A 23,861-nucleotide genomic window follows, 5' to 3' on the forward strand; every position below is an offset into this window, starting at 1 on the left:
CCTGCATCTCGATACATATACAGCCCGATCGCTGAAGAAACTCAAATGCGGTCATAAATGAAAAAACTTTTACGTCACTTTTCTTCGTTGCAAACCCTGATTTATTCAGCGAGATCAGCGTGCCTATGTGTAAACTAGCGCCTACCTATTTTTGCCTGAATTTTTCCTGACTCATGACGATTACCATCAACGCAGATCTGCAAGCCTATATAGACCCACTCACCACTGATGAACACGCAGCACTTGAACGCAGCCTGCTCGCTGAAGGTTGCCGCGATGCGCTGGTGTTGTGGGGCGATCTGCTGATCGATGGCCATAATCGCTACGGCATCTGCCAAAAGCATGGCATCACTTTCAACACGGTGCAGAACGAAACATTCAAATCGATAGACGACGTGCACTTGTGGATGATCGACAATCATCTGGGGCGACGTAGCGTGTCGGATTTTCAGCGTGGTGTACTTGCGTTGCGCAAGAAAGAAATTCTGAGCGCACGTACCGCACAACCATCGTCTGAGACATCAGAAGCGGAAGCCGCTACGCAAGCGAATGAAGAGCGTGCGTTGACCCGCGACGTCATCGCCAAAGCTGCACGCGTAAGCCCGGTGACATTGGGTCAAATTGAAAAGATTCAGAAAACCGCTGCCCCGGAATTAGTCAGTGCTGTGAAAGCTGGCATCGTGTCGATCAATGCTGCGGCGGCGATCTCATCACTGCCTAGCGATAAGCAGATTGAAGCGGTTGCTGGTGGCAAAAAAGAATTGCGTCAGGTTGCCCGTCAAGTACGTGAAGCCAAACTGCCACCGAAAGCGGAGCCGGTTCCGCCCCCAGCCGATGCGACGCCAGATCAAATCACAATTCATAAATTGAATCTTGTGATTACCGAACTCAATGAAGAACGCGATCAATTGAAAAAGAAGATTCAGCATTTGACGATCGCACTGGCAGAAGCACGCAGCGCTCAATCATGACGACAGCGCGACATGGCTCGCGCTAAAACGTTTACGCAGAAACGGTGTTGCGCCCTGCCTTCTTGGACATATACATCATCTCGTCTGCGCGCTGCAGCAAGGCTTCAAAACTCAAATCGTTGTCGTTGAGTTGGACCACGCCGAAGCTGGCGGTGAATGGCAGATTTTTGCCCTGACACGCTATCTGGTGATTCGCCACCAGTAGGCGCAAGCGTTCTGCCGTTGTGCTCGCCTCCTCCAGATTGGTTCCCGGTAGCAGGATGGCGAATTCTTCTCCGCCTATGCGCGCTACAAAATCGATTTCGCGCACGGCATTTTTAGCGATCTTGGCTACTGCCTTGATAACTTCATCGCCTACTGCGTGACCATAGGTATCGTTGACCAGCTTGAACAAATCGATATCGAATGAGATAAGCGAGAGCGCCTCCTGATTCCGATTCGACCGTGTAAATTCCTTGGCGGCGACTTCATTAAAATATCGTCGATTGAAGGCTCCGGTAAGGCCATCGATGCGCGACAAGCGCTCTGCTTCATCCCTCGCCTTGCACAGCTCGGCTGTGCGTTCCAGCACGATGCGTTCGAGATCATCCTTGGCGTGCTGCAGCAAGGCATTCGATTGCAGTTTCTGCTCGATGATTTCTCGTTCGACAGCTTCGCTTTGCTTGCGGACATAATTAATTCTGTCTGCCAGCGCCAGCGACAGCAGCACCACATCGGCAAGAATGCCGAATTCCACCGCATGAAAACTGGTAAAGCTGTATGGCATGAAGCCACTGACAACCGCAGCGGTAACAAAAGCGCCAACCAGATTACCCATAGACGCGACGACAAAGAATCGCGCAGCTCGAAAGCCCGAGCGCCATGCGAGGATGCCGGCAATCGCGGTCAGCGGCGAATAGAGAAAAACAAAATAAACGCCAGCAGCATTGTGAAATACAGGATTCCAGCTAATCAGTGATACCACCCATACCGCCACCATCACGAACAGAAAATATCGCAATACTTTATCCATGCGCGGCAGCCGTATCGCCGTTTCCAGAAAGACCATCGCGAACAGGATGGCCATCAACTGATACAGAAATACCCAGCTGGTGTAAGTCCAGTTCACCCAACGCGGTGAATCTGGCCATAGATATTGGAAAGAGAGCCCGTTGTACGAAAAATTCATAAGGAAAAAAGCCGCGAGATATAAGCAGTAATACAGATAGCTGCGATCGCGCGTCGAGAACCAGATAAAGGCGTTGTACAAAAACATGACAACCAACACGCCATAAAACATGCCGAAATAACCGGTCAGCAGTCTATCGTTTTCATGAAAGGCATCTGCCTGCCACAATTCAATCGGCGTCATGAAAGCCTGCGTACTGGTAATGCGCAGGTAATACGTTTGCTTGCCAGGAGGGACTTGCAGATCGACTAGAAATTGAGGATGCGGATGCAGGCGTGTGCGGAACGGTTGTGCATCGCCAAGCTGCAGTGTTCTGTAATCGCCGTCACCTTCGGGCAGATAGACGCGTATTGAATCCAGCCATGCGGTGCGTAACACCAGCACCATGTTTTGAGTATGCAGTGACGGGTTATCGATATCGAAGCGAAACCAGTATGCCGAATCAGTGAAGCCGAAACTAAACAGGCCGGCCTTCTGATGTTTGAACGCCGTAGTAGAAGTGCCAATGCTGACATCGGCAAAACTTAGCTCGCCAGGCACGTCCTCCAATACATCCAGCGCAGCATGTACCAGATAACTTTTGCGACCGTCTTCCAGCGTGATCGTAGCGGCCTGCGCAGTTTGCCCAAACAAAAGAAAAGCCAGGAGCAGCAGCGCTAGAAAACGCTTTGTCATCAAGATATACACGTCATGTCGCATGGCTTTTCGATTCCTATTGATTCATGCGCATTAACTGGACGCCGTTATTTAATTACGGACGTTCTGCAGAACAACTTTAGCAGAATTGCATTTCTTTTCTGACACTTTTCCTTGCCGCAGATTAAGTCACAGCGTAAAATTTTTTTAACGCAAAGTAATTAAATTTAATCTTTGGTACTCACTTGAGGCTATATCAATGGAGATAACGGCGCACTTGAATAGCAAGCAGTCGCTCCGCATGCGCCGCGCCTTGCTAGTGAGTTCGCTCATGCTCGGCAGCATTTCCCTCTGCTGGGGCGTGTACTTTGTCGTCCACGGCAACTGGAATATGTGGCACATCAATCTGGCTTCGCTGTTGGTTGCCACCGGTACCGCGCTGCTGACTCTACGAAGACACATACGCGCCGCATCCATCATCATGTTTTGTTATGTGTATGTGGTTCTGTGCATATTTTGTGCGTTCCTGGATATACCGACGCTGGACGCACCGCGCTCGAATCACAATTATTTTCTGGTGATCGCGCTCTTTGCCTGGCTGGTTTTCAAGGGTGACAAACCCTGGCTCAGACATGGCATGACCTTGGCTGGCTTGCTCGGCTTTGTCTTCTTTGCCAGCACAACTTGGGGCATGCAGGCTTATGTGCTGGGCCCGGATGTACGCGTGCCAGGTACCTGGATACACAACATTATTGCGACGGGCTTGTTGTGGACACTGCTGTGGGTGATGCAAGCCAATCTGTCCGAACGCAGCGTGATGGAATCCGATCTGCGGAAAGCGATTCCAGGTAATCAACTGGTTCTTTTTTACCAGCCGCAAACTGGCGATGACGGTCGGATCGTCGGCGCCGAAGCGCTGTTGCGCTGGCAGCATCCAATTAATGGATTGGTACCTCCAGCGGATTTTATCCCGCTGGCAGAACAAACCGGCTTGATCATGCCGCTTGGGCATTGGGTGCTGGGCGCGGCCTGTGCGCAATTGATGGCATGGGAGAAAAATCCCGCCACCGCGCATTTGAGTCTGGCGGTCAATGTCAGTGCGCTGCAATTCAAGCAGCCTGATTACGTCAGCCAAGTCATCTCGGTACTGGATCGTTCGGGCATCGCCCCGGCTCGACTCACGCTTGAGCTGACGGAAAGCATGTTGGTCAACGATGTGAACGACATCATCACCAAAATGAATGCGCTGAAAGCCAAGGGCGTGCATCTGTCACTGGACGATTTTGGCACCGGCTATTCGTCACTCAACTATCTGAAAAAACTACCACTTGATGAACTCAAGATCGATCAGTCTTTTGTACGTGACATGCTCACGGATACACACGACGTGACCATCGTACGGACAGTAGTCGACTTGGCACGCGGCATGAGTTTGCATGTGATTGCTGAAGGCGTGGAAACGGAAGAGCATCGACAATTTTTGGCTGACCTTGGCTGCCATTCGTTTCAAGGATATTTGCTGAGCAAGCCGGTACCGATTGCAGATTTTGAAGCGGTCGTCATGGCTCACAACGATACGGTTGATGCCGCAGCAGAAGCCGCGCGCAATGCCGTACTGGCAGCAAAAGGTTAAGCGCTAACAGTTAGCGCTTCTTTTTCTTGCTGCGTACGTCAGAAGTTTTTTCTTCTATCAACGGCATCATGGTCCGTATGGTTTCTATAAACAGACGCAAGCGCGCCGGATAATAACGCGCATACGGATAAACCAGATAAACCGGCAACGGTGCGGCGTGCCAGTCGGGCGCCAGATGCACCAAGCGACCTTGCGCAATATCATCCGCCACCAGCCACGCCGAGACGATGCCGGCACCTAGACCAGATAAAGCGGCATTCCGTATCGCATACAAACTGTCGGTACTCATACGCGGCTTGATCGTGAAGCGATGTTCTTCACCGTCAGATAGGCGTGCGAGCGTGACTTCATCGCGATAAAAAGTACGCAAGGCCAGCCATGGCATGCTGTGCAAATCTTCCACCGTCAATGGCCGCGACTTGCCCGCTACATGCTGAGGCGCGGCTACGACTATGCGTGGAATATCGAACAGCTTGATAGCAATGACAGATGGATTTTCGACCGCACCGACTTGAATCGCGCAATCGATACCTTCAGCAATAAAGTCCGGACGACGATCATGCAATAACCATTCAACCGAAACGCGCGGAAAACGATTCAAATAATTAGTAAGCGGCGCAATCAACTGATCCTGCCCGAACGCATGCGGCACCAGCACCCGCAATGTGCCTTCCGGCTCATCTTGCGTACCGCGCAAATCGGCTTCCATCGCCTTCCAGTTATCCAGCAAATCCTTGGCATGCGCGAAGCAGCGTTCGCCATCTTCGGTCAGCTTCATCACGTGCGTGGAACGTTGCAGCAAGCGTAAACCCAGACTTCGCTCCAAGGTTTGCAGACGGCGACTCACGGTGGGCTGGCTTGTTTTGAGCTGCTCGGCGGCGGCCGATAAACTCCCCGTCTCGACGATGCGGACAAAGGTTTGCATCAGCTCGATGCGGTCTACGCCGGGATTACCGGATTGCTTATCTGAGCGCTTGCGTGCTGGGCTATCTGGTCTATTCATACGTTAAGCGTATAACAAATCTACATTCAAGGCCACTACCAAGCACGAATCACAGCGAGGAGAATGCAATTCATCGTCAATATCTGGAAAATCATCATGTTGCTTATTCAATCTGCAAATACAAGCATCTCTACAGAAAAGCCTGCGCTGCCAGCCTCGCTGATCCTGTTACTCGCGACCGGAGCCGGCTTAAGCGTGGCTTCGCTCTATTACAGCCAACCTATGCTGGGCGTGCTGGGCGCGGACATTCATGCCAGCGACCGCATGATCGGTTTGGTGCCAACGCTGACGCAACTCGGCTATGCGCTGGGAATTATGTTGTTGGCGCCTTTGGGCGATCGCTACGACAGACGCAATATTATTTTGATCAAAGCAGCCTTGCTGGCACTGGCTTTGTTGTTCAGCGGCTTGGCGCCAAACGTCACCTGGTTACTTGCCACCAGCCTGGTGATTGGACTGACCGCAACGATGGCACAAGACATTATCCCGGCTGCTGCAACGCTGGCCCCAGAAACACATCGCGGCAAAATTGTCGGCACGGTGATGACAGGCTTGTTGCTAGGCATTTTGCTGTCGCGCGTCGTCAGCGGTTTTGGTGCGGAACAATTTGGCTGGCGCGCAGTGTATGTTGCCGCAGCCGTCAGCGTTGCATTAGTTGTGGTGGCGATATGGCGCGGCCTGCCACGCTTCCAGCCGACCACGCAATTGGGATACGGCGCATTACTGGGATCGATGCTTGATCTGTGGCGTCGCCATGGCAAGTTACGTCAGGCTGCGTATGCACAAGGTTTGCTGGCTGTTGGCTTCAGCGCTTTCTGGTCGACGCTGGCCGTGATGTTGCACGCCGCACCTTTCCATCTTGGTAGCGCAGCGGCTGGTGCATTCGGCCTGGCTGGTGCAGCCGGCGCACTCGCTGCGCCATTGGCTGGCCGCCTGGCTGATAAACGCGGTCCAGAGTTGGTGACGCGTCTTGGTGCTGGCTTGGCTGCAGTGTCGTTTGCTGCAATGTGGTTCGCTCCCTTGCTGCCAACACATCTGCAACTGGCATTGATCGTCGTCAGCGCAATCGGCTTTGACTTCGGTATACAAGCGACGCTGGTTGCACATCAGACGGTTGTATTCGGCATCGATCCAGCATCACGCAGCCGCTTGAATGCGCTGCTGTTCACCGGCATGTTTGTCGGCATGGCGAGTGGCGCTGCATTGGGTAGCTTGATGCTGGCGCAATGGGGCTGGGCGGGCGTGGTGATGCTCGCGACCGTTTCATCATTGGCTGCGTTGGCAGTGCGTATGGTCGGTCAAAGAAAAAACTAATCGCCTTTACAACTGCGCATGCTCGTTGCATGTAGTTGAGATGACTATGCGTTAGGATATCGCCTGAATCTTTGCAGCCGATATTGCTCCTTACCGAATGTCTGCTATCGAATTTATATGCAAGCGATAGTGGCATTCGGTTTTTGCATATCGGCCCTCAATCTAAACATTAAACGCCATGACCACATTCAAAAACATCGTTCTCTACACCGACACCGACGGCCTCGCCAAATTTCGCGAAGAAGCACTTGCATTGCCGGGCGGCTCGCCGAAAGCCTTGCTGTCCGATCTGATTCCATCTGGAGGATTTCAAGTAAGACAAAGCCCTCCAGGCATCAGCAGCGACTTTCACTGCACAACAACCGCACAATGGCTGGTTGTATTAAGCGGGCAAATGGAAATCGGTTTGCGCGATGGCACGGCACGCATCTTCAAAGCTGGCGATCATTTTTTCTCCAACGATCTGTTACCTGACGGTGCGGAATTTGATAGCAACTTGCACGGTCATCGCAGCCGCGTTGTAGGTGATACACCGCTGGAAACCCTGTTTGTTCGGACTGCCGGGTAAGTCGGCGATCGACCTTGGCAGAAAAATCCATGCTCCATTCAACGCGCAGACGCGCCCTCTTACTGGCCGCCATCGCTACACCTTTTAGCGGAATGTCTTTGCCTGCTTTCGCCAGCGAGGAAAAGACCATAACGACCGAACTGGCAAGGCTGGAAAAGTCTGCCAACGGGCGGCTGGGCATATCGGCAATCAATACTGGCAACGGCATGCGCGTGCAGTATCGCGCGGATGAACGCTTCCCTTTTTGCAGTACGTTCAAAACCATCGTCGCCGCGGCTATCTTGAAAAAAAGCCAAACAGAAAAAGGTTTACTGGATAAACGCATACGCTACAACAAGGACGACGTGACGAAATCGGGCTATGCACCGATAGCCGAAAAGCACATCAGCGACGGCATGACGATTGCCGAACTATGCGCAGCTACTTTGCAATACAGCGACAACGCCGCAGTAAATTTATTGATGCATGAATTGGGCGGGCCGACAGCCGTCAACGCTTATGCGCGCTCCATCGGCGACGATATATTTCGCCTTGATCGCTGGGAACCGGAATTGAATTCGGCGATACCCGGCGACGAGCGCGACACAACGACGCCAGCGGCAATGGAAAAGAGTCTGCAAAAACTCACGCTGGCCGATGCATTGGAATTCCCGCAACGCGAACAATTAATCCTTTGGTTGAAAGGCAATACGACCGGCAGCAAACGCATGCTGGCTGCTGCACCCAAAGGCTGGATAGTCGGCGACAAAACCGGCACCGGCTCTTACGGCACGACCAATGATATCGGCGTGCTGTGGCCAACGAATGGCGGCGCACCCATCGTTGCTGCCATCTACTTCACACAGAACGTCAAAGATGCCGCGCCACGCGATGATGTAGTCGCTGCTGCGACGCGCATCGTGATTACAGCCTTCAAATAAAGTCACTTTTACCTGACGCTTGCAAGCTTGCTACTTCTGCAAGGGGATCAACTCAGCGATCGCTTTGCGTCCGCCCTTCTTTCCTATCTACAATCCGCAACACATCAATACTAAATCTCTTGTCCGCTGTAATTTGATTGCACATTTGGGCTTATAGTCATGTGCACCAGAGCTGCTGAATTCAAACGCTGACGGCCCTGGATAAAAAAGAAATTACATAAAGACTATGGAGAAGACATGAGTAAACAATCAATTGCAATCGTCGGCCTGGGTAGAGTTGGTTCAGTTTTTTTGGCCGAATTGCTGCGTCGTCCCAACAAGGATATTGAAGTCATCGCGGTAGCCGAGAATGGCGACACCAGTGGCAAAATTCTGGCCAAGGCTCAAGGTATTGCGGTTCTCGATACCGATGCACTGATTGCGATGGGCGAAAAAATCGACATTCTTTTTGACCTGACCGGCGTGCCGGCAGTACGCAAGGATCTACGCGAAAAATTGATGGCCGCTGACAATCGCCACACGATTATTGCGACCGAAACCATAGCAAAATTGATCTGGTCCTTGATTGCCAGTGATGTTGCATTACCAAGTGTGCATGGCAAAAGTGGTTACTGATTCCGCAATTGATAAAACAAGCATTTCGTAACAGCTATTATTTTTTATAACAAAAATCAGCAAGACAGCAGACCTTGATATATAAAGATCCACTGCCTTGCTGATCCAACAAAAAGGGCGCAACCATGACACGGATGCAAAACCTGATTTTCGTATTTATTGCAGCATGCAGCTTGCCGGCTTTGGCCGACGACGGCGCACCAGTTTTGCCATATCGACCTACCGTTTCTTCCCCTGCGCAATTGCCTGCACCTGGCCAGCTTGAACTGGAATTAGGTGGACTATCGATGAAGACGAATGAGGAGCGACGTGACAGCGTGCCTTATCAATTCAAACTCGCCTTTACCGAAAACTGGGGCGTGCTACTCGGGGGCGATGCCTATGTGTGGCAACGCGATCCGGATAATCGCATCAGTGGTTTCGGCGATACCAGCCTTACATTAAAACGTGCTTTTTTAATCGATGACAAAACCGCATTCGGCCTGGAATTCACCAGCCGTATGCCGAGTAGCAAAGGCGAGATAGGAAGCGGCAAAGCGGATTACACACTGAACGGCATTTTCAGCAAAGACATCGGCGACTTCCACCTAGACACGAATATCAACACCACACGCATAGGCGCGCCGGACGAAGGCACAGGACGCACGCTGACCGGCATATCGTCATCGCTATCAAAGACCCTTAATGAAAAATGGGGCGTGGTCGGCGAACTGTCGGGCACACATCAAAGCGGCCTCCCTAAGAATGCCCTCTTTCTAACCGCATTGACCTACAGCCCGAGCAAACGGATAGTGATCGACTTCGGCTTCGCAAAAGGCTTGAACAACAATTCTCCCGATTGGGAAGTGTTCACGGGGATAGTCGTACCGATTGCGAATTTTTGGTAAGTGAGTTCTGCTTGAATGAGTTGAGCAACAAGGCTACTGCAGCTCCGCAATTGATATACGCAGCAAACCCGATATAAAAATACCGAGTCCATATGATGAACAATGTACCCGCGCTGGCAACAATGGGCTTCACGATTCCAACTCCTGCCTACTTGTTCGGCGCGATTCTGTTAAGCGTCATCGGCTACGCCGCTTATCGATACGGCAAACGCAACGAACTGATGCATCCGAAATGGATAGGCGTTGCGCTGATGCTGTTTCCTTATGCAATATCACGGACGTGGATGCTGTATTTGATCGGTGCTGGGTTGTGCGCGGCTTTGTATTTTTTCCGATCGTGACGGTTTGCTGTTTTATCAATATCACTTGATGCGACCAGCGATGCGAAAAGTTGAAACACGGTAAACTTCGGCATTACGCGTTTACTGCTATTTTCTCTGCAATCCATCATGACCCTCACCCACTGGCTCACCTTCCTCGTTGCATCCATCCTGATTGCAGTTTCTCCCGGTTCCGGCGCAGTGCTATCGATGTCGCACGGTTTGTCTTATGGAGTACGCAAAACCACGGGCACTATTTTTGGTCTGCAATTGGGATTGCTTTTGCTGCTGGTCGTTGCGGGAGCCGGCGTTGGTTCTTTGTTGATCGCATCTGAAATCGCATTCAATATCGTCAAGACTATTGGTGCGCTTTATTTGATTTATCTGGGCTTCAGCCAATGGCGTGCGAAGGCGGTGATGGCACCCGAGCTGCAGGCAAGCCTCAGACACACTAGCGCCCCCAGCTTGCGCAAGCGCTTCTTGCTGGGATTTTTCACCAATGCGACCAATCCAAAAGGCGTGGTCTTCATGGTGGCAGTGCTACCGCAATTCATCGTCAAGGATGCGCCTTTGCTGCCACAGTTGATGATTCTTGCGGTAACGATGTGCACCATCGATGTGATCGTGATGCACGCTTATGCATTTGCCGCGTCGTCTATGCAGCGCTTCTTCCGCGATGCGCATGCAGTTAAAAAACAGAATCGCTTCTTCGGCGGCTTGCTGATGGCTGTCGGCGCCGGGTTGTTTTTCGTCAAACGTAGCCCTGCCACGTAATTCTGCTGTCAGCCTGACCCTTTACAATGAGGCTGCGGCAATATCTGTCGCAGCAGAGTGATAGCCTCATCAGGCCGAATCCCTGTTTACACAAGCTGTGTGTTCGACCTGTTTACGGGCGCACTTCTTGCGTTAAGTTCTTTGCTTTATCAACATGCTGCGCCATAAGCACACGCATGTACTTTTCTAGACTAACCCTCACTAGATGAAATTATGGATCTGACTACGCCTGCTTTACTCTTCCCCGCCATCTCATTGCTGTTGCTGGCTTATACCAATCGCTTTCTTGTCACCGCACAATTGATTCGTCAGTTGCATGTTAAATACAAGGATGATCGTGCGCGCGATGAAGTCACGCGACAAATATCCAACCTGCGCCAGCGCGTGCTGTTGATTCAGCGCATGCAGGCGATGGGCGTCGTGTCATTTTTGCTGTGCGCACTCTCGATGCTGCTGGTTTTTATTGAACTGATACCCATCGCGAAAGTGATTTTCGGACTGAGTATTTTCATGCTGGTTTTATCCTTGCTGGTTTCTCTGCATGAAATCACCATCAGCACGAAGGCGATCGAAATCGAGATGGAAGATATGGAACAAAGTCTGCGCGACCACAAGTAAGGCTGCACGAAGTAAGCAATAAAATCCTACCGCTCTACCAGCGGCAGTCTTGAAAATTTCCAGCTGCCTGCTACTCTGATTTGGGCGTATAGTTGCATCCTCAGACGCAACGTTTCAACGCCTTTTTCATTGTAAATATCTTATGCCGCCAGTCACTCTTCCCATTGCTAAAAACGTGTTCGGCGAACCCTTGGTACCGTGCTCGTTCAAACCCGTCACCGGATATTTTCGCGACGGTTGCTGCAAAACCAATGAAGATGATGTTGGCACGCATATCGTCTGCACCGTAATGACGGCGACCTTCCTTGAATTCAGCCGCGGTTGCGGCAATGATTTATCGACGCCTCGTCCAGAATGGAATTTCCCTGGGTTGAAGCCTGGCGATCAATGGTGTTTGTGCGCCAATCGCTGGGTAGAAGCTTGGCGCGCAGGCGTCGCACCTAAAGTGGTGCTGGAAAGTACCAATCAAAAGATATTAGAAATTGTCCGTCTGGAAGATCTGCGCGAGTACGCTTACGCCATACCTGAAGAAGAATAAAACTGTTCCGCGGCAGATTACTTCAGGGTTCGCTCGTTCGCGCAACCCACGTTACCCACCGTCACAGCTACGACCGTAAGTAAGCGCTACATTGGCGAGCAAGGTTTCGTGTAAAGCCTTGATGCGCTGGTCATACGCTCGCGTCAGACAGTCGATGCTGCTGCGGCAAATATCTCTTTCACTTTTCATCCATTTGCTTTGTTCTGCATGGATATTGTCGCGAAATTCTCTATACGCCATGCCGCCAACAGCGGGGTGAGCTTCTTGCAGAATTTGATAATAGCTCGCCATCTTTAGATCCTTGGCACCCAAGGCAGGCGTTTTACATATCGCGCGCTCGGTCGCCGTGCTCGCACGCTTGCAATCGAAACTGGCGACTTGTGCATAGACTGAAGTATGCGCAATGATTAGAAAAGCGCCCGCCGCCAATATCTTTTTCATCTGTGCTCGTCGATTGCCATTTACGCAGACTTTAAACGTCAAATTCTTATTCACTTTTGCTCCGTAACACTCGTTGAGTGCTCTATGCGCTTAGATTTATTGATAGATAAGTTCGCATTTATTGTCTGCGCTCACTTACCTGGCGCATCCCTGATCGGTCTGACCGAGCCACAATCTGTACTCAACCATTTACCACTGGTATCGGTCCTATCATTGACCGGCATTCCCTGCATCGTTCCCTTGAATTCAGACGTCGTACTGAAACTTTGATCGCTGGCGAATACAGTTTTGCTCATTCCTTTTCCCTTCATCTGCGCGCCATCGCAAATCAAGTCCATCGTGTAGCCGTCGCTGGTGCGCTTTTGATTCTTCATCTCACAGCCGGAGTCCTTGTGATTCATTTGCGGCAGGCTTTCGCGCTCGGCCATGTCCTTCGTAATGCAGATCTTGTTGACGATGGCACCGGATTGCAGTTGCGCCATGTCGACACCCATTTTGCGCATTTGCTCTACTTGTTCCGGGGATATTTTCGGTATGTTTTTCAGCGCACTGGATTGCAGTGTGACTTCCCACAACCCAGGTTTCATGCTGCCTGCGGCAAAGACGAAAATCGAAGCGGACAGCATCAGAACCGCGGCGGCAGAAAATTTAAAAAAGTTAGCCATGATGAACCTCGCTTGAAATGATTTTTACATCGTACATCCGGTTTTTTCGCATCACAACATTCGGTTTGCGTAATCAGTCTCGTTTGAAGCTGTATGAAATTACCAACGTGACAGAAGTTAACAATATTTCCATAAAGAATCAGCTAGAATTAAAAGCAGATAATTAAAAAAGCAGCATACGTTCAGATCGGGTTACGTCCTTCATGGATCTCTTATGGATTCGCTAACCGCCGGCATCATCCTTATCCTATTGCAAGTGTGTATCGCACTCGTAATGGCGGGCGTCTTTTTTGCGGCTCCAACCGAAAAATGCACACGCTACTGGGCACTCGCAGGTAGTTATATCGCTCTAGGCGTATTGATTGCCATCCTGAATAGCCGTCACCCGCGGTCCTTTGTCCTGCTGAGTGGTGGCGGTCTGATCATGGCCGGGCTGATTTATCAATGGCACGGCATTCTGGCTTTTTATAAAAAACAAGCGCCTAAATGGAGTTGGTTGATCTGTCTGGCATTCCTTGTTTCGCTCGGACTTGCACTGCACCTGAACGTGCCTATGGCGGAGCGGTCCATCCTGTTTTCTGTCTTTACTTTGCTGCTGCATATATTGAGTTTCCGTGCGGTTTGGCAAGGGCAGAACGGACCGCCACAAACCTTTGTCCAACGTTTGGTGCAAGGCGCGATCTTGCTGCTGATGATCGGCAATGTTCTTAAACTGTGGATCGCAGGTGTGCAAATCTGCGAAGCGATACCGGCTACCCGCACGACGTTTGATGTTGTCACGACCTATGTCATACCGGCCGCTGGCACGGTGCTGTTTTCTATCGGTTTGCTGCTACTTTATTTTGAGCGGACCATAGAAGAAAATCGCCATCTTGCCACTCACGACGAGCTCAGCAAATTACTGAATCGCCGGGCCATCGTGGCTGCCGGTGAACGCGAACTGGATTTATCTATTCGGCTGCAACGCTCGTTGACGGTGGCATTTATCGATATCGATTTATTCAAACATTTCAACGATGAATTTGGTCATGCAGCCGGCGATACAGTGCTGGCAGAAGTAGCAGCCATTTTGCAAAAAACCTGTCGTTCTATCGATCTGGTCGGTCGTTATGGCGGCGAAGAATTCCTGGTGATTTTGCCGGGCGTCGACCTCAACGGTGCGGCATTGATAGGTCAACGCCTGATCAACGCGGTGCGCGACTATCGCTTCCTCGGCGAACATCCTGTGACCATCAGCGCGGGCTTGGCTACGCTGCCGCTGGATGGCAATTGCTCATGGGCGCAGTTGATACGCCGCGCCGATGCTGCACTGTATGAAGCCAAAGATATGGGGCGCAATCGCTTCTGCGTATAACGATCAAATCGCCTCATTTTTGATGAGACTTCGTGCTAGTTTGCGAAGGTTGCAACGCGATTCATTTTCTATGCGCCAACAAGCTGTCTTGATCGCCCCTCAACCAGACGCTTGCATATACAACAAACCCACTATTTCCCGATAGATACATCGTGCGCCCGGTGGTAAGCTAAGCCAAAGAGAAAACAAGAGAGACGACACATGACCGCAATCAGCGCGCAATTTGCATTGGCAGACGTTAAGCCGGACATGGTTCTGTCAGATGATTTGCTTGATCCGCAAGGACAAGTCCTGCTGCCCAAGGGCGCGACGCTGACCGACCACACGATCGAATCACTCCATAGACACGATGTGGTCTCCCTCAGAATCGTAATGGGCGAACTCACACCTGAGGAAGAAGCGATACAACGCGCACATTTCCAGGCTCGACTAGAGCGCCTATTCCGCAAATCGGACGACGAAAATGCCAACGGCTTGTTGCACAGCTACATTCGTACTTTTCGGCTGGGAGAAAAAGCATGATGGAAAACCTGCCTGAACCCAACGTCTCCAAAGTACATTTCAATCAAGTGCTTGAGCAGATCCGCGATCTGCCTGCTCTACCGGCCATCGTGCAAGACTTGATGGCCAGCGTTGGCCCCGACGATATCGATATCAACGTCGTTACACGCAAGGTCATGCTCGATCAGGCACTTGCTGCCAAAACTTTGCGCTTTGCCAATTCATCGTTTTACGGCACGCAAACCAAGGTTACGACCATTCAACAAGCGATCACGCTAATTGGTGTGAACTCGGTACGACATGTAGTGACGGCCACCGCGCTGACCGGCTACTTCCCGACCAATAGCTGTGCCGGGCTGGATTTCATTTCCTTGTGGCGCCATGCGATTGCCACTGCGGTATGCGCACGCGTACTGGCACGACATCTGCATGTGAATCAGGATTACGCTTTTACTGCAGGCCTGTTGCACGATATAGGCCGCCTGGTTTTGGCGACCTATTTCCGCCGTGAATATGAGGCGGTAATCGCCTATCGCAAGCTGCATGATTGCCAATGGCTGGAGGCTGAGCGAGCGGTGATGGGCGTAGATCATGCGATGGCGGGCGAAGCGCTCGCGGCACATTGGCATTTTTCCGATACGATTCGGTTTGCGATTGCAGGTCATCACGAGCCGGAAGGCCAAAAAGTGCATTCGCTGGCATCCATAGTGCATATTGCGAATGCGATTACGCATGCGCTGGATATGTCGGGAGTGGAAGATGACCTGGTGCCGCCGATTTCACAAGCATCGTGGGAAGGCCTGGGCTTGAGTGAAGAAATTTATCAACACGTATTCCTCGAAACAGAATTGCAATTCGATGAAGTAAGCCGTGTACTGCTGACTGAGAAATAGAAAGAAGAAGTTGGAAGAAATTACGAGCTTCGGACAATCCGGATATACGAGTAGCAAGCTGCATTTATTTGATGGCGTTACCGATACTGGCGTCGATGCATTACTCGCCCCTTGCACCGTATTACGCATTGCCGCTGATGAAGAGCTACCAAACACCCACGGTACAGAAGCCTGCGTCTATGTTGTATTGCGTGGTGCACTGATCAATTTTTTGGTTGCTGATAATAATCAACAACGCCGCACCGATAAGATTTTGCCCGGCGAAAGCATAGGTGAATTATCGGTACTGGATGAAGCAGTTCCATCCAACACCATGACCGCGTTGGAAGAAACCGATCTGCTGGTTATTTCTTCGCGTCTGATGTGGAAGCTGATCGATGAAGTCGATGGCATCGCACGTAATCTGCTGCGCCAACTATCATTCCGCTTGCGTGCAGCGAACGCACAATTACGCCGTCGCGAAAAAGTTGGTGAATTCTATCGCCAACTATCAATGATTGATGGCCTTACCAGTTTATACAATCGCGCATGGATGATAGATCGACTGCCGATCATGGTTGAAGAAGCCCATACCGCTGCTCGTCCGCTGTCACTGATCATGATCGATCTGGATTACTTCAAAAAATTCAACGATGTATATGGCCATCAGATGGGCGACGCGGCATTGCGCGTAGCAGCCGGGGTCTTGAGTGCTGCATTGCGTCCCAGCGATTTCGCCGTACGTTATGGCGGCGAAGAATTGACCGTGATTTTGCCGGATAGCGACGCCGCAGCCGGCAAAATGGTAGCGCAGCGCCTGTGCGATCGCATGCGCCAAGCGATTGTCTTTGAAGATATGCGTCTGCCTCTGCCACACGTTACCGCGTCTTTTGGAGTCGCCACACTCACGGCTCATCATGGAGCCGAAGATTTGATTACCCGGGCCGATGCTGCCTTGTATCGCGCCAAGGAAGCTGGGCGCAATCAGATTTCATTCTAGATTTTAATTACGCGCTTTTTAGTTAAGAGTTTTAATTTAGCGCTTCATCACTTCATATTTTTTGACGATGTCCAACCATACATTTCTCTGGCACGACTACGAAACCTTCGGCATCAACACGCGTCGCGATCGCCCGGCGCAATTCGCTGCGATCCGCACCGATGCAGAACTAAATGAAATCGGCGAACCGGTGATGTTGTACTGCCAACCGGCCAACGACTTTTTGCCTGATCCACAATCGTGTTTGATTACTGGTATCACTCCGCAAGTTTGTCTGGAACGCGGTATACCCGAATATCAATTTGCCGCAGCGATTGAAAAACTGCTGTCAGAAACCGGCACTATAGGCGTTGGCTACAACACGATACGTTTCGATGATGAAGTCACTCGCTTTATGTTCTGGCGCAATCTGATCGATCCGTACGCGCGCGAATGGCAAAACAGTTGCGGTCGCTGGGATATTCTCGATGTCGTGCGCACTGCCTACGCATTGCGCCCGGAAGGAATCAACTGGCCACGCCATCCTGACGGTCGCCCTAGCTTTAGACTGGAACAACTGACGGCCGAAAATGGCATCGCGCATGAAGCCGCGCATGATGCTTTATCTGACGTGCGCGCGACGATTGCGATGGCGCGCCTGATACGAGACCGTCAACCCAAGCTGTTTGATTTTTGCTTTGCCTTGCACAAGAAAGATAAGGTTGCAGCAGAAATTGGCCTGCCTTTGCGCCGTCCTTTTTTGCATATCACCGGCATGTTCCCAGCTGAACGCGGTTGCATAGGCATCGTATGGCCGCTAGCCGTACATCCAACCAACAAGAATGAAGTCATTGTCTGGGATCTGTCTGCAGACCCAAGCGAACTCGCATCGCTGGATGCAGAGACAATCCGTACCCGCATGTTCACCAAATCAGATGCATTGCCGGAAGGTGTCAGTCGCCTGCCGATCAAATCCATCCATTTGAACAAATCGCCGGTCGTAATCAACAATTTGAAAACCTTGTCGCCGGAAATGACTGCACAGTGGGGCCTCGATGTTGCCACCGCCTTGCGTCATGCAGAGATTGCCGCGCAAACGCCAGACATGTCGGCAATCTGGCAAGACGTCTTTCACAGACCGCAAGAAGATACGCCAGACGTCGATGAAGATTTATATGGCGGCTTTGTTGGAAACAACGATAGACGTTTGCTACAAGAATTGCGCGCCTTGTCACCTGAAGCAATGGCCACCGCTAATCCGAGTTTTAGTGATGCGCGGCTGGAAGAAATTTTCTGGCGCTATCGTGCGCGCAACTTTCCACACACGCTTTCTGCAGAAGAAGTGCAACGTTGGGAAGAACATCGATCAGCACGACTCTTCGATGGCGAAGGCGGCGCACGAACAATCGAAAAACTATTTTCTGAGATTGATCAGTTGTCAGAGACAGCCGATGAACGCGGCGAAGAAATACTTGGTGCCTTGTATGACTATGCAGAATCAATTGCACCTGTACGTGACTAATTAATACGCGATTGATGCCTGGCGAGAAACAAACCACTAACATCGCTTTTATTCATCACCGTGTGAGCCACTTTGCATAAATTATCACCAGCAATGGACAGTATAATTGTCGCGCACTCGAGGCGATACGCTGACAAATACATGATGTCGTCCTGCAACCGGAGATAAAAATGAATCTTGCTTATTGGTGTGTATTGGCAGCTGGCATCATGCCGGTAGCGACAGTTGGAATCGCCAAATGGAGTAGACGGGATTACGACAATTCTGAACCGCTTGGCTGGCTGGAAAAACAAAAAGGCGTACGACGCCGTGCAGACTCAGCACATCGTAATCATTTTGAGGCATTTCCATTTTTTGCCGCAGGTGTTCTGATTGCGCAGCAACTGCACGCACCGCAGAATTCGACTGATATGCTGGCGATAGCATTTATTGCCTCACGCATCGTGTACACCTGGTTGTATCTAACGGATCGTTCAACCTTGCGTTCCGTGTCATGGTTCATCGGTTATCTGAGTGTAGTCGGCTTGTTTTTAATCGCTGCGTTTCAAGGAAGCTGATCGCTAAAACGTAGCCTGATTTAATTTCTTATTCATTCGTTTTTAATTCTTATGTCACAAGATCAAACATTTCAAATCCTGCACGATTCACTGAATGCCGTACGTGAAAACAAGCTGGGCATCAACGAGTTTTGCCAACTCTGGCGTTCGCAATCCGCATTGCTGAGTTCACTGCCGGCACGCTATAACGAAGTCATGGAAGATTTGTTGAGTCGACTAGAAGCCGGAAGTTTATTCACTGAAGAAAGCTGCTCATTCAGTCAAATCGATTTATTGGCAACGCTGGATGTCTGGCTGGAAACAGCGCGTCAATCACAGTCAAAATAGATCGCGTTATATCAATCTACTTAGCCGCACTCCCACCCAACTTTTAACAAGCAGAAGCCATGCAACAACTTGAATTTGAATTGAATGACGAATACGTCGAATTGAACCAGTTACTGAAACTGGTCGGCGTCTGCGATAGCGGCGGCGCTGGCAAGATGATAGTCGCCAGCGGCAAGGTAAAAGTGGATGGTCAAACTGAACTGCGCAAAACCTGCAAGATTCGTTCGGGGCAAGTCGTTGCGCTGGGTGATGTGCGCATCAAGGTACTGGCACCGACCTAAGTGCACCATACAGTTACTGCTCTTAGTCTTTGAGCAGTAACTGATGATTTCTTATTCATTTCGATTTGATGCAGCATTAACGCGAAATTCTTTATAGCCCAGCATTCCTAGACTCAACGGCGTCGATTCGCAACTGCCAGTAGCTTCTTTTGACGCTGCACCGGCAAACTCACTCTCATCTTTTCATTGGTCACGCTCAACGTGCGCTTCGCTAGCGACAAGACGTTGTTGTGAGTATGTTGAGAGTCCGTTATCGCAACATCGCTGCGACCGTCATTCGCTAATTTGAAGACGGCAACTGTCTCTGATAATTTGAGCGTTTGCTCGCGCATACTTTCTGCTGCAGCCGCAGCTTCCTCAACCAATGCTGCATTCTGCTGCGTGATGTCATCCATCTGGCCCAGTGCTTGATTGATATGTTCAATGCCGGTTTGCTGCTCAGAACTGGCTGCAGTAATTTCTTCCATGATGGTGGTAACGCGACTGATGGAATCCACAATTTCATCCATTGTTTTGCCGGCGCTATCTGCCTGCTTGCTGCCTATCTCTACCTTCTCAACAGAGTCGGCGATCAAAGCCTTGATCTCCTTGGCGGCCGTCGCGCTACGCTGCGCTAAATTGCGCACTTCGGCTGCCACCACTGCGAAGCCTTTGCCCTGCTCGCCGGCACGCGCTGCCTCTACCGCAGCATTCAATGCCAGGATATTGGTTTGAAATGCGATGCTATCGACGACGCCGATGATGTCACTGATCTCTCGCGATGATTGTTGTATCGCGTGCATGGTATCCACGACTTGAGACACCACTGCGCCACCCTGCTCTGCGATGCTTGAAGCTGTCTTGGCGAGCTTATTCGCATGCTGTGCGTGCGTTGCGTTCTGTCTAACGGTACTGGTCAACTCCTCCATCGCGGCAGAAGTTTCTTCCAATGAGCTGGCTTGTTCTTCGGTACGCGTAGACAGATTGAAGTTGCCGGTTGCTATTTCATTCGAGGCCAATGCAATCGTATCGCTACCCGAACGCACTTGCGCAACCAGATGTGTCAAACCATCACTCATGCCGCCAAATTCATTCAGCAATTGCGCGATCTCATCTTTGCCGTGCGAACTGGTTTTCTTGCTGAGATCACCTGATGCTACGCGTTTGACCGCGGCGCTCAAGCGTTGCACTTCTGTCGAGAACGATACATAAAATCCGAGCAGAAAATATGCAGCGATTAACAATACAGAAAAGATCGCCAACATAATCATGTTGCGATTGAACGCATCTTTCTCTATCCGTTGCTCAAGCAATTGCGTTAGCAAATCGGCTGAAGTATCTGCTGCTGCATACAAGCCATCTATGCTGATATGACCTGCGTCAAAAAATGCGTTCCCTGAGGTTTGATCCAAGGTATTCAATACTTCATTCTTGGCTCTATCCAAATAACTTATAGCGATGGGAATCGCTGCCTGCGCGGATGCCATTTGCTGCGCGAGCTGCGGATCTTCATGTAGCAGCATGGCGATCTTGCCCGGAATCTCTGCCAGATCGCGACGTGCCAGCAATACTGTCGAACCGAGCAGTACTTCTTCATTCGCTTCCATCAGGCCGCTGTCGATGTAAGCAGCACCGCGCCCTGCGACTTCGGACAGGCCTTCAGTAACCCGCGGGAAATCATTGCTAAATAATTCAGCCAGATAAGAAGTTGTTCCTTCTGGATCATGTGTGAGCTTGCTACGGTCGGCAATCAATGTATTGAATCGATAAAGCTGCGCAATTAATGCCGTATGTTCATCGTAGATTTTTCTATCTTTTGCGCTGGCAAACTTACTTTGCAATGTGGTCCAGCTAGTTTGGATTTCCTTCCATGCATCGCCTTCATACAAAGCTGGTTCTGTACTACGCATAGCATCAAAAAAAGTGATTTCCTGATTGATGTCCTTTTGCGTTTGCTGCGCCTTTTGTTCAGCGCTTGCATTGCCCATGATGAACATGTGCTGGAAGGCGCGATGCTTCTGAGTCAGCTGAATGATTTTCTGAATCTTGCTTACGTGACTAACACCCAAGCGTTCCTGCTGTGTAAAAGCGATGGATTTATCCAATTCGCTCAGCAACAAAAAGGTCGCAAACAATAAGGGCGTAACGAAAATAATCGTCAATACGACAAACTTGGGCAACAGGCGCAGGCGCTGCATGAGTTTGACCGCAGGTGTCAGGAAGACATTTTTCATTGTGTACTTTCAGATGGCGATGCCGAGTGATGCGAGGTGCTTGATTTGCCTAAATTCGATCCTGATAGACAAGGATGAAATAGACACGCATAGTTTCTTTGGCGCAATTTTGGCTGTGAAATATGACGACTTGATGAATTGCCGTTTTGCTCAGATCATGCTTGATCAACCGCAGCAAGATGCTTTGCCATGGGACAATGATGGCTATGAAGCCTTTTGAAAAGTTGATATTCGTCGATCTGGAAACCACAGGTGCAAACCTGGTCAACGATCGCATTACCGAAATCGGTATCGTCGCAGTTCACCTGGATGGTGAAGTTGAGCGCTGGTCCAGCTTCGTCAATCCTGGTCGGCCTATACCGTACTTCATCCAGAATCTGACCGGCATCAGCGATGACATGGTCGAGACAGCACCGTCCTTTGAATTACTGGCCGATGGCGTGCGTGAACGATTGGCTGACGGTTTGTTTATTGCGCATAACGCGCGCTTCGATTACGGCTTTTTGCATCATGCGTTTGCTCGTTCCGGCCATGCATTGCAGTCCGAAACCCTGTGCACCGTCAAACTATCACGCGCGCTGTTCCCGGAAGAAAAGCGACACAATCTGGACACGCTGATAGAGCGACACGGTTTGATACCCGAGGCGCGCCATCGTGCTTTGGCTGATGCTGATTTGCTGTGGCAGTTTTGGGGGAAGTTGATACGCGATATGCCGCAAGAGACACTAATAAACACGGTCAAAAAACTGCGGCAACGGCCAAATTTGATTGCGCCGTCCGACCTACCGTACGCAGAATCGAATTAGCAATCGGCATCGCCCTGATGCTATGCTTTCAATATAAATTTGCGATCAATTCCAACGACCAATTATAAGAAGCAAAGAAAGACACTAGACCAATGACAAAACTCATCTACATCGCCGATCCTATGTGTTCATGGTGCTACGGCTTTGGACCGGAATTGACGACACTGCGCGACGGCATTCCTGAATTACGTTTCGAAGTCGTCCTCGGCGGCCTGCGTGCGTACAACAAGGAGTTGATGGATGAGGCGTTGAAGACAACGCTGTTGTCGCATTGGGAAAAAGTGGCAGAGACAAGTGGCTTGCCATTTTCGGATGAAGCTTTGTCGGGCAAGGATTTTATTTACGACACTGAACCGGCTTGTCGTGCCGTCGTCGCGGCGCGCATGCTGGCTCCAGATGTTGCACTCGATGTGTTTCATGCGATTCAGCATGGCTTTTACGCAGAGGCTCTGGATGTGACCAAGGGCGATGTCTTGGCAAAAATCAGCGTTGCTGTTTTGAATAAAGCGGGTATCACTATCAGCGAGGAGGATTTTCTCGCAACATGGTCATCGGAAGATGCGATTACGTCTACGAATAATGATTTTCAGCAGATGCAACGTTGGGGCGTAACCGGCTTCCCTACCTTGGTATTTGAACGTTCCGGCGAGCTGTATCTTGTGACGTCAGGCTTCGCACGTACTGAGGTATTGGTTGAGCGCTTGCAGGCATTGGTCGATCAAACATCGGACTCTTGATCAAAAAATTGGCCGATTCACGATCGGCCAATTCTCCGCATCAATACATGTGTTGCCCGCCATTGATGGCGATATTTGCGCCGGTCAAAAATGCTGCCTCGTCCGACGCGAGGTAAGCAACCAAACCAGCAATCTCTTCCGGCTTACCCAGACGTCCCATCGGAATTTGCGGCACGATCTTTGTGTCCAGCACCTCTTGCGGAATCGCCATCACCATTTTTGTTCCGATATAACCAGGGGAAATTGTATTTACGGTGACGGCTTTGCGCGCGACTTCCAGCGCGAGTGCTTTAGTGAATCCATGCATCCCGGCTTTCGCAGCAGAATAATTGGTTTGCCCAAACGCACCCTTCTGACCGTTCACTGAAGAGATGTTGATAATGCGACCCCAGCCGCGTTCAACCATGCCGTCGCACACTGGTTTTGTCATATTGAAAACCGAGTCAAGGTTGGTTCCCATGACTTCGTCCCAATCCAGTTTTTCCATCTTTTTGAAAGTCACATCGCGCGTGATGCCGGCGTTGTTGACCAAGACATCAATTGGGCCGATCTCTTTTTCGATGAGCGCAACGCATTGTTGCGCAGAGTCGTAATCGGATACATCGCATGGGTAAGCGCGGAAATTAAAACCGTTTTCCTTC

27 protein-coding genes and 1 pseudogene are annotated in these 23,861 nt (G+C 50.6%); 21 read left to right on the forward strand and 7 right to left on the reverse strand.

The window, feature by feature from the left end:
- Positions 1-173: 173 nt before the first annotated feature.
- Positions 174-971, forward strand: a complete 798-nt coding sequence (locus Q7T66_RS07585; protein WP_304932721.1) for a hypothetical protein — start codon at positions 174-176, stop codon at positions 969-971.
- A gap of 31 nt (positions 972-1,002) precedes the next feature.
- Here the strand turns inward: Q7T66_RS07585 and Q7T66_RS07590 are convergent, their stop codons facing one another.
- Both Q7T66_RS07590 and Q7T66_RS18030 read right to left on the reverse strand, forming a co-directional pair.
- Positions 1,003-2,322: a diguanylate cyclase gene (locus tag Q7T66_RS07590; RefSeq protein ID WP_370691623.1), complete on the reverse strand. Its 1,320-nt coding sequence runs from the start codon at positions 2,320-2,322 to the stop codon at positions 1,003-1,005.
- Between the two features lie 36 nt (positions 2,323-2,358).
- Positions 2,359-2,838: pseudogene (locus tag Q7T66_RS18030) on the reverse strand (7TM-DISM domain-containing protein); the annotation flags it as partial.
- A gap of 268 nt (positions 2,839-3,106) precedes the next feature.
- On the opposite strand from Q7T66_RS18030, the gene Q7T66_RS07595 reads away from it, so the two are divergent.
- Positions 3,107-4,408: a bifunctional diguanylate cyclase/phosphodiesterase gene (locus Q7T66_RS07595; protein ID WP_304932723.1), complete on the forward strand. Its 1,302-nt coding sequence runs from the start codon at positions 3,107-3,109 to the stop codon at positions 4,406-4,408.
- A 10-nt stretch (positions 4,409-4,418) separates the two neighbouring features.
- Here Q7T66_RS07595 and Q7T66_RS07600 read toward each other — a convergent pair whose 3' ends face one another.
- Positions 4,419-5,411, reverse strand: coding sequence for a LysR family transcriptional regulator (locus Q7T66_RS07600; protein ID WP_370691622.1), 993 nt, complete (start codon positions 5,409-5,411; stop codon positions 4,419-4,421).
- Positions 5,412-5,507: 96 nt separating this feature from the next.
- On the opposite strand from Q7T66_RS07600, the gene Q7T66_RS07605 reads away from it, so the two are divergent.
- The 9 genes from Q7T66_RS07605 to Q7T66_RS07645 all read left to right on the forward strand — a co-directional run bounded on the left by Q7T66_RS07605 (position 5,508) and on the right by Q7T66_RS07645 (position 11,965).
- The gene (locus Q7T66_RS07605; protein ID WP_304932724.1) at positions 5,508-6,725 is read left to right on the forward strand and encodes an MFS transporter; all 1,218 of its coding nucleotides are present in this window, start codon (positions 5,508-5,510) and stop codon (positions 6,723-6,725) included.
- A gap of 178 nt (positions 6,726-6,903) precedes the next feature.
- Positions 6,904-7,293, forward strand: coding sequence for a hypothetical protein (locus Q7T66_RS07610; RefSeq protein ID WP_304932725.1), 390 nt, complete (start codon positions 6,904-6,906; stop codon positions 7,291-7,293).
- Positions 7,294-7,322: 29 nt separating this feature from the next.
- The gene (gene bla / locus Q7T66_RS07615) at positions 7,323-8,213 is read left to right on the forward strand and encodes a class A beta-lactamase (RefSeq protein WP_304932726.1); all 891 of its coding nucleotides are present in this window, start codon (positions 7,323-7,325) and stop codon (positions 8,211-8,213) included.
- A 237-nt stretch (positions 8,214-8,450) separates the two neighbouring features.
- On the forward strand, positions 8,451-8,828 hold the full coding sequence (locus Q7T66_RS07620) for a homoserine dehydrogenase (RefSeq protein WP_304932727.1): 378 nt from the start codon (positions 8,451-8,453) through the stop codon (positions 8,826-8,828).
- A 125-nt stretch (positions 8,829-8,953) separates the two neighbouring features.
- On the forward strand, positions 8,954-9,715 hold the full coding sequence (locus Q7T66_RS07625) for a transporter (RefSeq protein ID WP_304932728.1): 762 nt from the start codon (positions 8,954-8,956) through the stop codon (positions 9,713-9,715).
- Positions 9,716-9,810: 95 nt separating this feature from the next.
- A complete protein-coding gene (locus tag Q7T66_RS07630; RefSeq protein ID WP_304932729.1) occupies positions 9,811-10,056 on the forward strand; it encodes a hypothetical protein in 246 nt (81 codons plus the stop codon).
- A 108-nt stretch (positions 10,057-10,164) separates the two neighbouring features.
- Entirely contained in the window at positions 10,165-10,809 is a 645-nt protein-coding gene (locus tag Q7T66_RS07635; protein ID WP_304932730.1) for a LysE family transporter, read from the forward strand.
- A 213-nt stretch (positions 10,810-11,022) separates the two neighbouring features.
- Entirely contained in the window at positions 11,023-11,427 is a 405-nt protein-coding gene (locus tag Q7T66_RS07640; RefSeq protein WP_304932731.1) for a DUF2721 domain-containing protein, read from the forward strand.
- Positions 11,428-11,569: 142 nt separating this feature from the next.
- Positions 11,570-11,965: a DUF2237 family protein gene (locus Q7T66_RS07645; protein WP_304932732.1), complete on the forward strand. Its 396-nt coding sequence runs from the start codon at positions 11,570-11,572 to the stop codon at positions 11,963-11,965.
- 51 nt (positions 11,966-12,016) lie between these two features.
- Here Q7T66_RS07645 and Q7T66_RS07650 read toward each other — a convergent pair whose 3' ends face one another.
- Together Q7T66_RS07650 and Q7T66_RS07655 are read right to left on the reverse strand one after the other, a co-directional pair.
- Positions 12,017-12,406, reverse strand: a complete 390-nt coding sequence (locus Q7T66_RS07650) for a lysozyme inhibitor LprI family protein (protein WP_304932733.1) — start codon at positions 12,404-12,406, stop codon at positions 12,017-12,019.
- Positions 12,407-12,537: 131 nt separating this feature from the next.
- A complete protein-coding gene (locus Q7T66_RS07655; protein WP_304932734.1) occupies positions 12,538-13,071 on the reverse strand; it encodes a DUF3617 domain-containing protein in 534 nt (177 codons plus the stop codon).
- A 214-nt stretch (positions 13,072-13,285) separates the two neighbouring features.
- Between Q7T66_RS07655 and Q7T66_RS07660 the strand changes: the two genes are divergently transcribed.
- From Q7T66_RS07660 to Q7T66_RS07695, 8 genes are all read left to right on the forward strand, one after another.
- Complete coding sequence (locus tag Q7T66_RS07660; protein WP_304932735.1) at positions 13,286-14,425, forward strand: diguanylate cyclase; 1,140 nt, start codon at positions 13,286-13,288, stop codon at positions 14,423-14,425.
- A gap of 201 nt (positions 14,426-14,626) precedes the next feature.
- A complete protein-coding gene (locus tag Q7T66_RS07665; protein WP_304932736.1) occupies positions 14,627-14,947 on the forward strand; it encodes a hypothetical protein in 321 nt (106 codons plus the stop codon).
- The gene (locus Q7T66_RS07670; protein WP_304932737.1) at positions 14,944-15,819 is read left to right on the forward strand and encodes an HDOD domain-containing protein; all 876 of its coding nucleotides are present in this window, start codon (positions 14,944-14,946) and stop codon (positions 15,817-15,819) included. The genes Q7T66_RS07665 and Q7T66_RS07670 overlap by 4 nt, the downstream gene beginning before the upstream one ends.
- A gap of 10 nt (positions 15,820-15,829) precedes the next feature.
- Positions 15,830-16,798: a GGDEF domain-containing protein gene (locus Q7T66_RS07675; RefSeq protein ID WP_304932738.1), complete on the forward strand. Its 969-nt coding sequence runs from the start codon at positions 15,830-15,832 to the stop codon at positions 16,796-16,798.
- Positions 16,799-16,865: 67 nt separating this feature from the next.
- A complete protein-coding gene (gene sbcB, locus Q7T66_RS07680; protein ID WP_304932739.1) occupies positions 16,866-18,299 on the forward strand; it encodes an exodeoxyribonuclease I in 1,434 nt (477 codons plus the stop codon).
- Positions 18,300-18,469: 170 nt separating this feature from the next.
- Positions 18,470-18,856, forward strand: coding sequence for an MAPEG family protein (locus Q7T66_RS07685; protein ID WP_304932740.1), 387 nt, complete (start codon positions 18,470-18,472; stop codon positions 18,854-18,856).
- Between the two features lie 51 nt (positions 18,857-18,907).
- Positions 18,908-19,183 (forward strand): hypothetical protein, encoded by a 276-nt coding sequence (locus Q7T66_RS07690; RefSeq protein WP_304932741.1) that lies wholly within the window; start codon positions 18,908-18,910, stop codon positions 19,181-19,183.
- Between the two features lie 59 nt (positions 19,184-19,242).
- Positions 19,243-19,464, forward strand: a complete 222-nt coding sequence (locus Q7T66_RS07695; RefSeq protein ID WP_112993158.1) for an RNA-binding S4 domain-containing protein — start codon at positions 19,243-19,245, stop codon at positions 19,462-19,464.
- Between the two features lie 113 nt (positions 19,465-19,577).
- Here the strand turns inward: Q7T66_RS07695 and Q7T66_RS07700 are convergent, their stop codons facing one another.
- Complete coding sequence (locus Q7T66_RS07700; RefSeq protein WP_304932742.1) at positions 19,578-21,677, reverse strand: methyl-accepting chemotaxis protein; 2,100 nt, start codon at positions 21,675-21,677, stop codon at positions 19,578-19,580.
- A gap of 200 nt (positions 21,678-21,877) precedes the next feature.
- Here Q7T66_RS07700 and Q7T66_RS07705 point away from each other — a divergent pair, with 200 nt between their 5' ends.
- Both Q7T66_RS07705 and Q7T66_RS07710 read left to right on the forward strand, forming a co-directional pair.
- Positions 21,878-22,483 carry a PolC-type DNA polymerase III gene (locus tag Q7T66_RS07705; RefSeq protein ID WP_304932743.1) on the forward strand — a complete coding sequence of 202 codons (606 nt, stop codon included), beginning with the start codon at positions 21,878-21,880 and terminating at the stop codon, positions 22,481-22,483.
- A 92-nt stretch (positions 22,484-22,575) separates the two neighbouring features.
- Positions 22,576-23,220, forward strand: a complete 645-nt coding sequence (locus Q7T66_RS07710; RefSeq protein ID WP_304932744.1) for a DsbA family protein — start codon at positions 22,576-22,578, stop codon at positions 23,218-23,220.
- A 40-nt stretch (positions 23,221-23,260) separates the two neighbouring features.
- Here Q7T66_RS07710 and phbB read toward each other — a convergent pair.
- Positions 23,261-23,861: acetoacetyl-CoA reductase (gene phbB, locus Q7T66_RS07715; RefSeq protein ID WP_304932745.1), on the reverse strand; the 601-nt coding region annotated here is incomplete at its 5' end.

It is taken from the genome of Herminiimonas sp. (assembly GCF_030655415.1).

Excerpts from the sequence above, each read along its gene's own strand:
- Q7T66_RS07585 (WP_304932721.1), top strand. The coding sequence starts at position 174 with ATGACGATTACCATCAACGCAGATCTGCAAGCCTATATAGACCCACTC.
- Q7T66_RS07590 (WP_370691623.1), bottom strand. The coding sequence starts at position 2,322 with ATGACGCCGATTGAATTGTGGCAGGCAGATGCCTTTCATGAAAACGAT.
- Q7T66_RS07595 (WP_304932723.1), top strand. The coding sequence starts at position 3,107 with ATGCTCGGCAGCATTTCCCTCTGCTGGGGCGTGTACTTTGTCGTCCAC.
- Q7T66_RS07600 (WP_370691622.1), bottom strand. The coding sequence starts at position 5,411 with ATGAATAGACCAGATAGCCCAGCACGCAAGCGCTCAGATAAGCAATCC.
- Q7T66_RS07605 (WP_304932724.1), top strand. The coding sequence starts at position 5,508 with ATGTTGCTTATTCAATCTGCAAATACAAGCATCTCTACAGAAAAGCCT.
- Q7T66_RS07610 (WP_304932725.1), top strand. The coding sequence starts at position 6,904 with ATGACCACATTCAAAAACATCGTTCTCTACACCGACACCGACGGCCTC.
- bla (WP_304932726.1), top strand. The coding sequence starts at position 7,323 with ATGCTCCATTCAACGCGCAGACGCGCCCTCTTACTGGCCGCCATCGCT.
- Q7T66_RS07620 (WP_304932727.1), top strand. The coding sequence starts at position 8,451 with ATGAGTAAACAATCAATTGCAATCGTCGGCCTGGGTAGAGTTGGTTCA.
- Q7T66_RS07625 (WP_304932728.1), top strand. The coding sequence starts at position 8,954 with ATGACACGGATGCAAAACCTGATTTTCGTATTTATTGCAGCATGCAGC.
- Q7T66_RS07630 (WP_304932729.1), top strand. The coding sequence starts at position 9,811 with ATGAACAATGTACCCGCGCTGGCAACAATGGGCTTCACGATTCCAACT.
- Q7T66_RS07635 (WP_304932730.1), top strand. The coding sequence starts at position 10,165 with ATGACCCTCACCCACTGGCTCACCTTCCTCGTTGCATCCATCCTGATT.
- Q7T66_RS07640 (WP_304932731.1), top strand. The coding sequence starts at position 11,023 with ATGGATCTGACTACGCCTGCTTTACTCTTCCCCGCCATCTCATTGCTG.
- Q7T66_RS07645 (WP_304932732.1), top strand. The coding sequence starts at position 11,570 with ATGCCGCCAGTCACTCTTCCCATTGCTAAAAACGTGTTCGGCGAACCC.
- Q7T66_RS07650 (WP_304932733.1), bottom strand. The coding sequence starts at position 12,406 with ATGAAAAAGATATTGGCGGCGGGCGCTTTTCTAATCATTGCGCATACT.
- Q7T66_RS07655 (WP_304932734.1), bottom strand. The coding sequence starts at position 13,071 with ATGGCTAACTTTTTTAAATTTTCTGCCGCCGCGGTTCTGATGCTGTCC.
- Q7T66_RS07660 (WP_304932735.1), top strand. The coding sequence starts at position 13,286 with ATGGATTCGCTAACCGCCGGCATCATCCTTATCCTATTGCAAGTGTGT.
- Q7T66_RS07665 (WP_304932736.1), top strand. The coding sequence starts at position 14,627 with ATGACCGCAATCAGCGCGCAATTTGCATTGGCAGACGTTAAGCCGGAC.
- Q7T66_RS07670 (WP_304932737.1), top strand. The coding sequence starts at position 14,944 with ATGATGGAAAACCTGCCTGAACCCAACGTCTCCAAAGTACATTTCAAT.
- sbcB (WP_304932739.1), top strand. The coding sequence starts at position 16,866 with ATGTCCAACCATACATTTCTCTGGCACGACTACGAAACCTTCGGCATC.
- Q7T66_RS07685 (WP_304932740.1), top strand. The coding sequence starts at position 18,470 with ATGAATCTTGCTTATTGGTGTGTATTGGCAGCTGGCATCATGCCGGTA.
- Q7T66_RS07690 (WP_304932741.1), top strand. The coding sequence starts at position 18,908 with ATGTCACAAGATCAAACATTTCAAATCCTGCACGATTCACTGAATGCC.
- Q7T66_RS07695 (WP_112993158.1), top strand. The coding sequence starts at position 19,243 with ATGCAACAACTTGAATTTGAATTGAATGACGAATACGTCGAATTGAAC.
- Q7T66_RS07700 (WP_304932742.1), bottom strand. The coding sequence starts at position 21,677 with ATGAAAAATGTCTTCCTGACACCTGCGGTCAAACTCATGCAGCGCCTG.
- Q7T66_RS07705 (WP_304932743.1), top strand. The coding sequence starts at position 21,878 with ATGGCTATGAAGCCTTTTGAAAAGTTGATATTCGTCGATCTGGAAACC.
- Q7T66_RS07710 (WP_304932744.1), top strand. The coding sequence starts at position 22,576 with ATGACAAAACTCATCTACATCGCCGATCCTATGTGTTCATGGTGCTAC.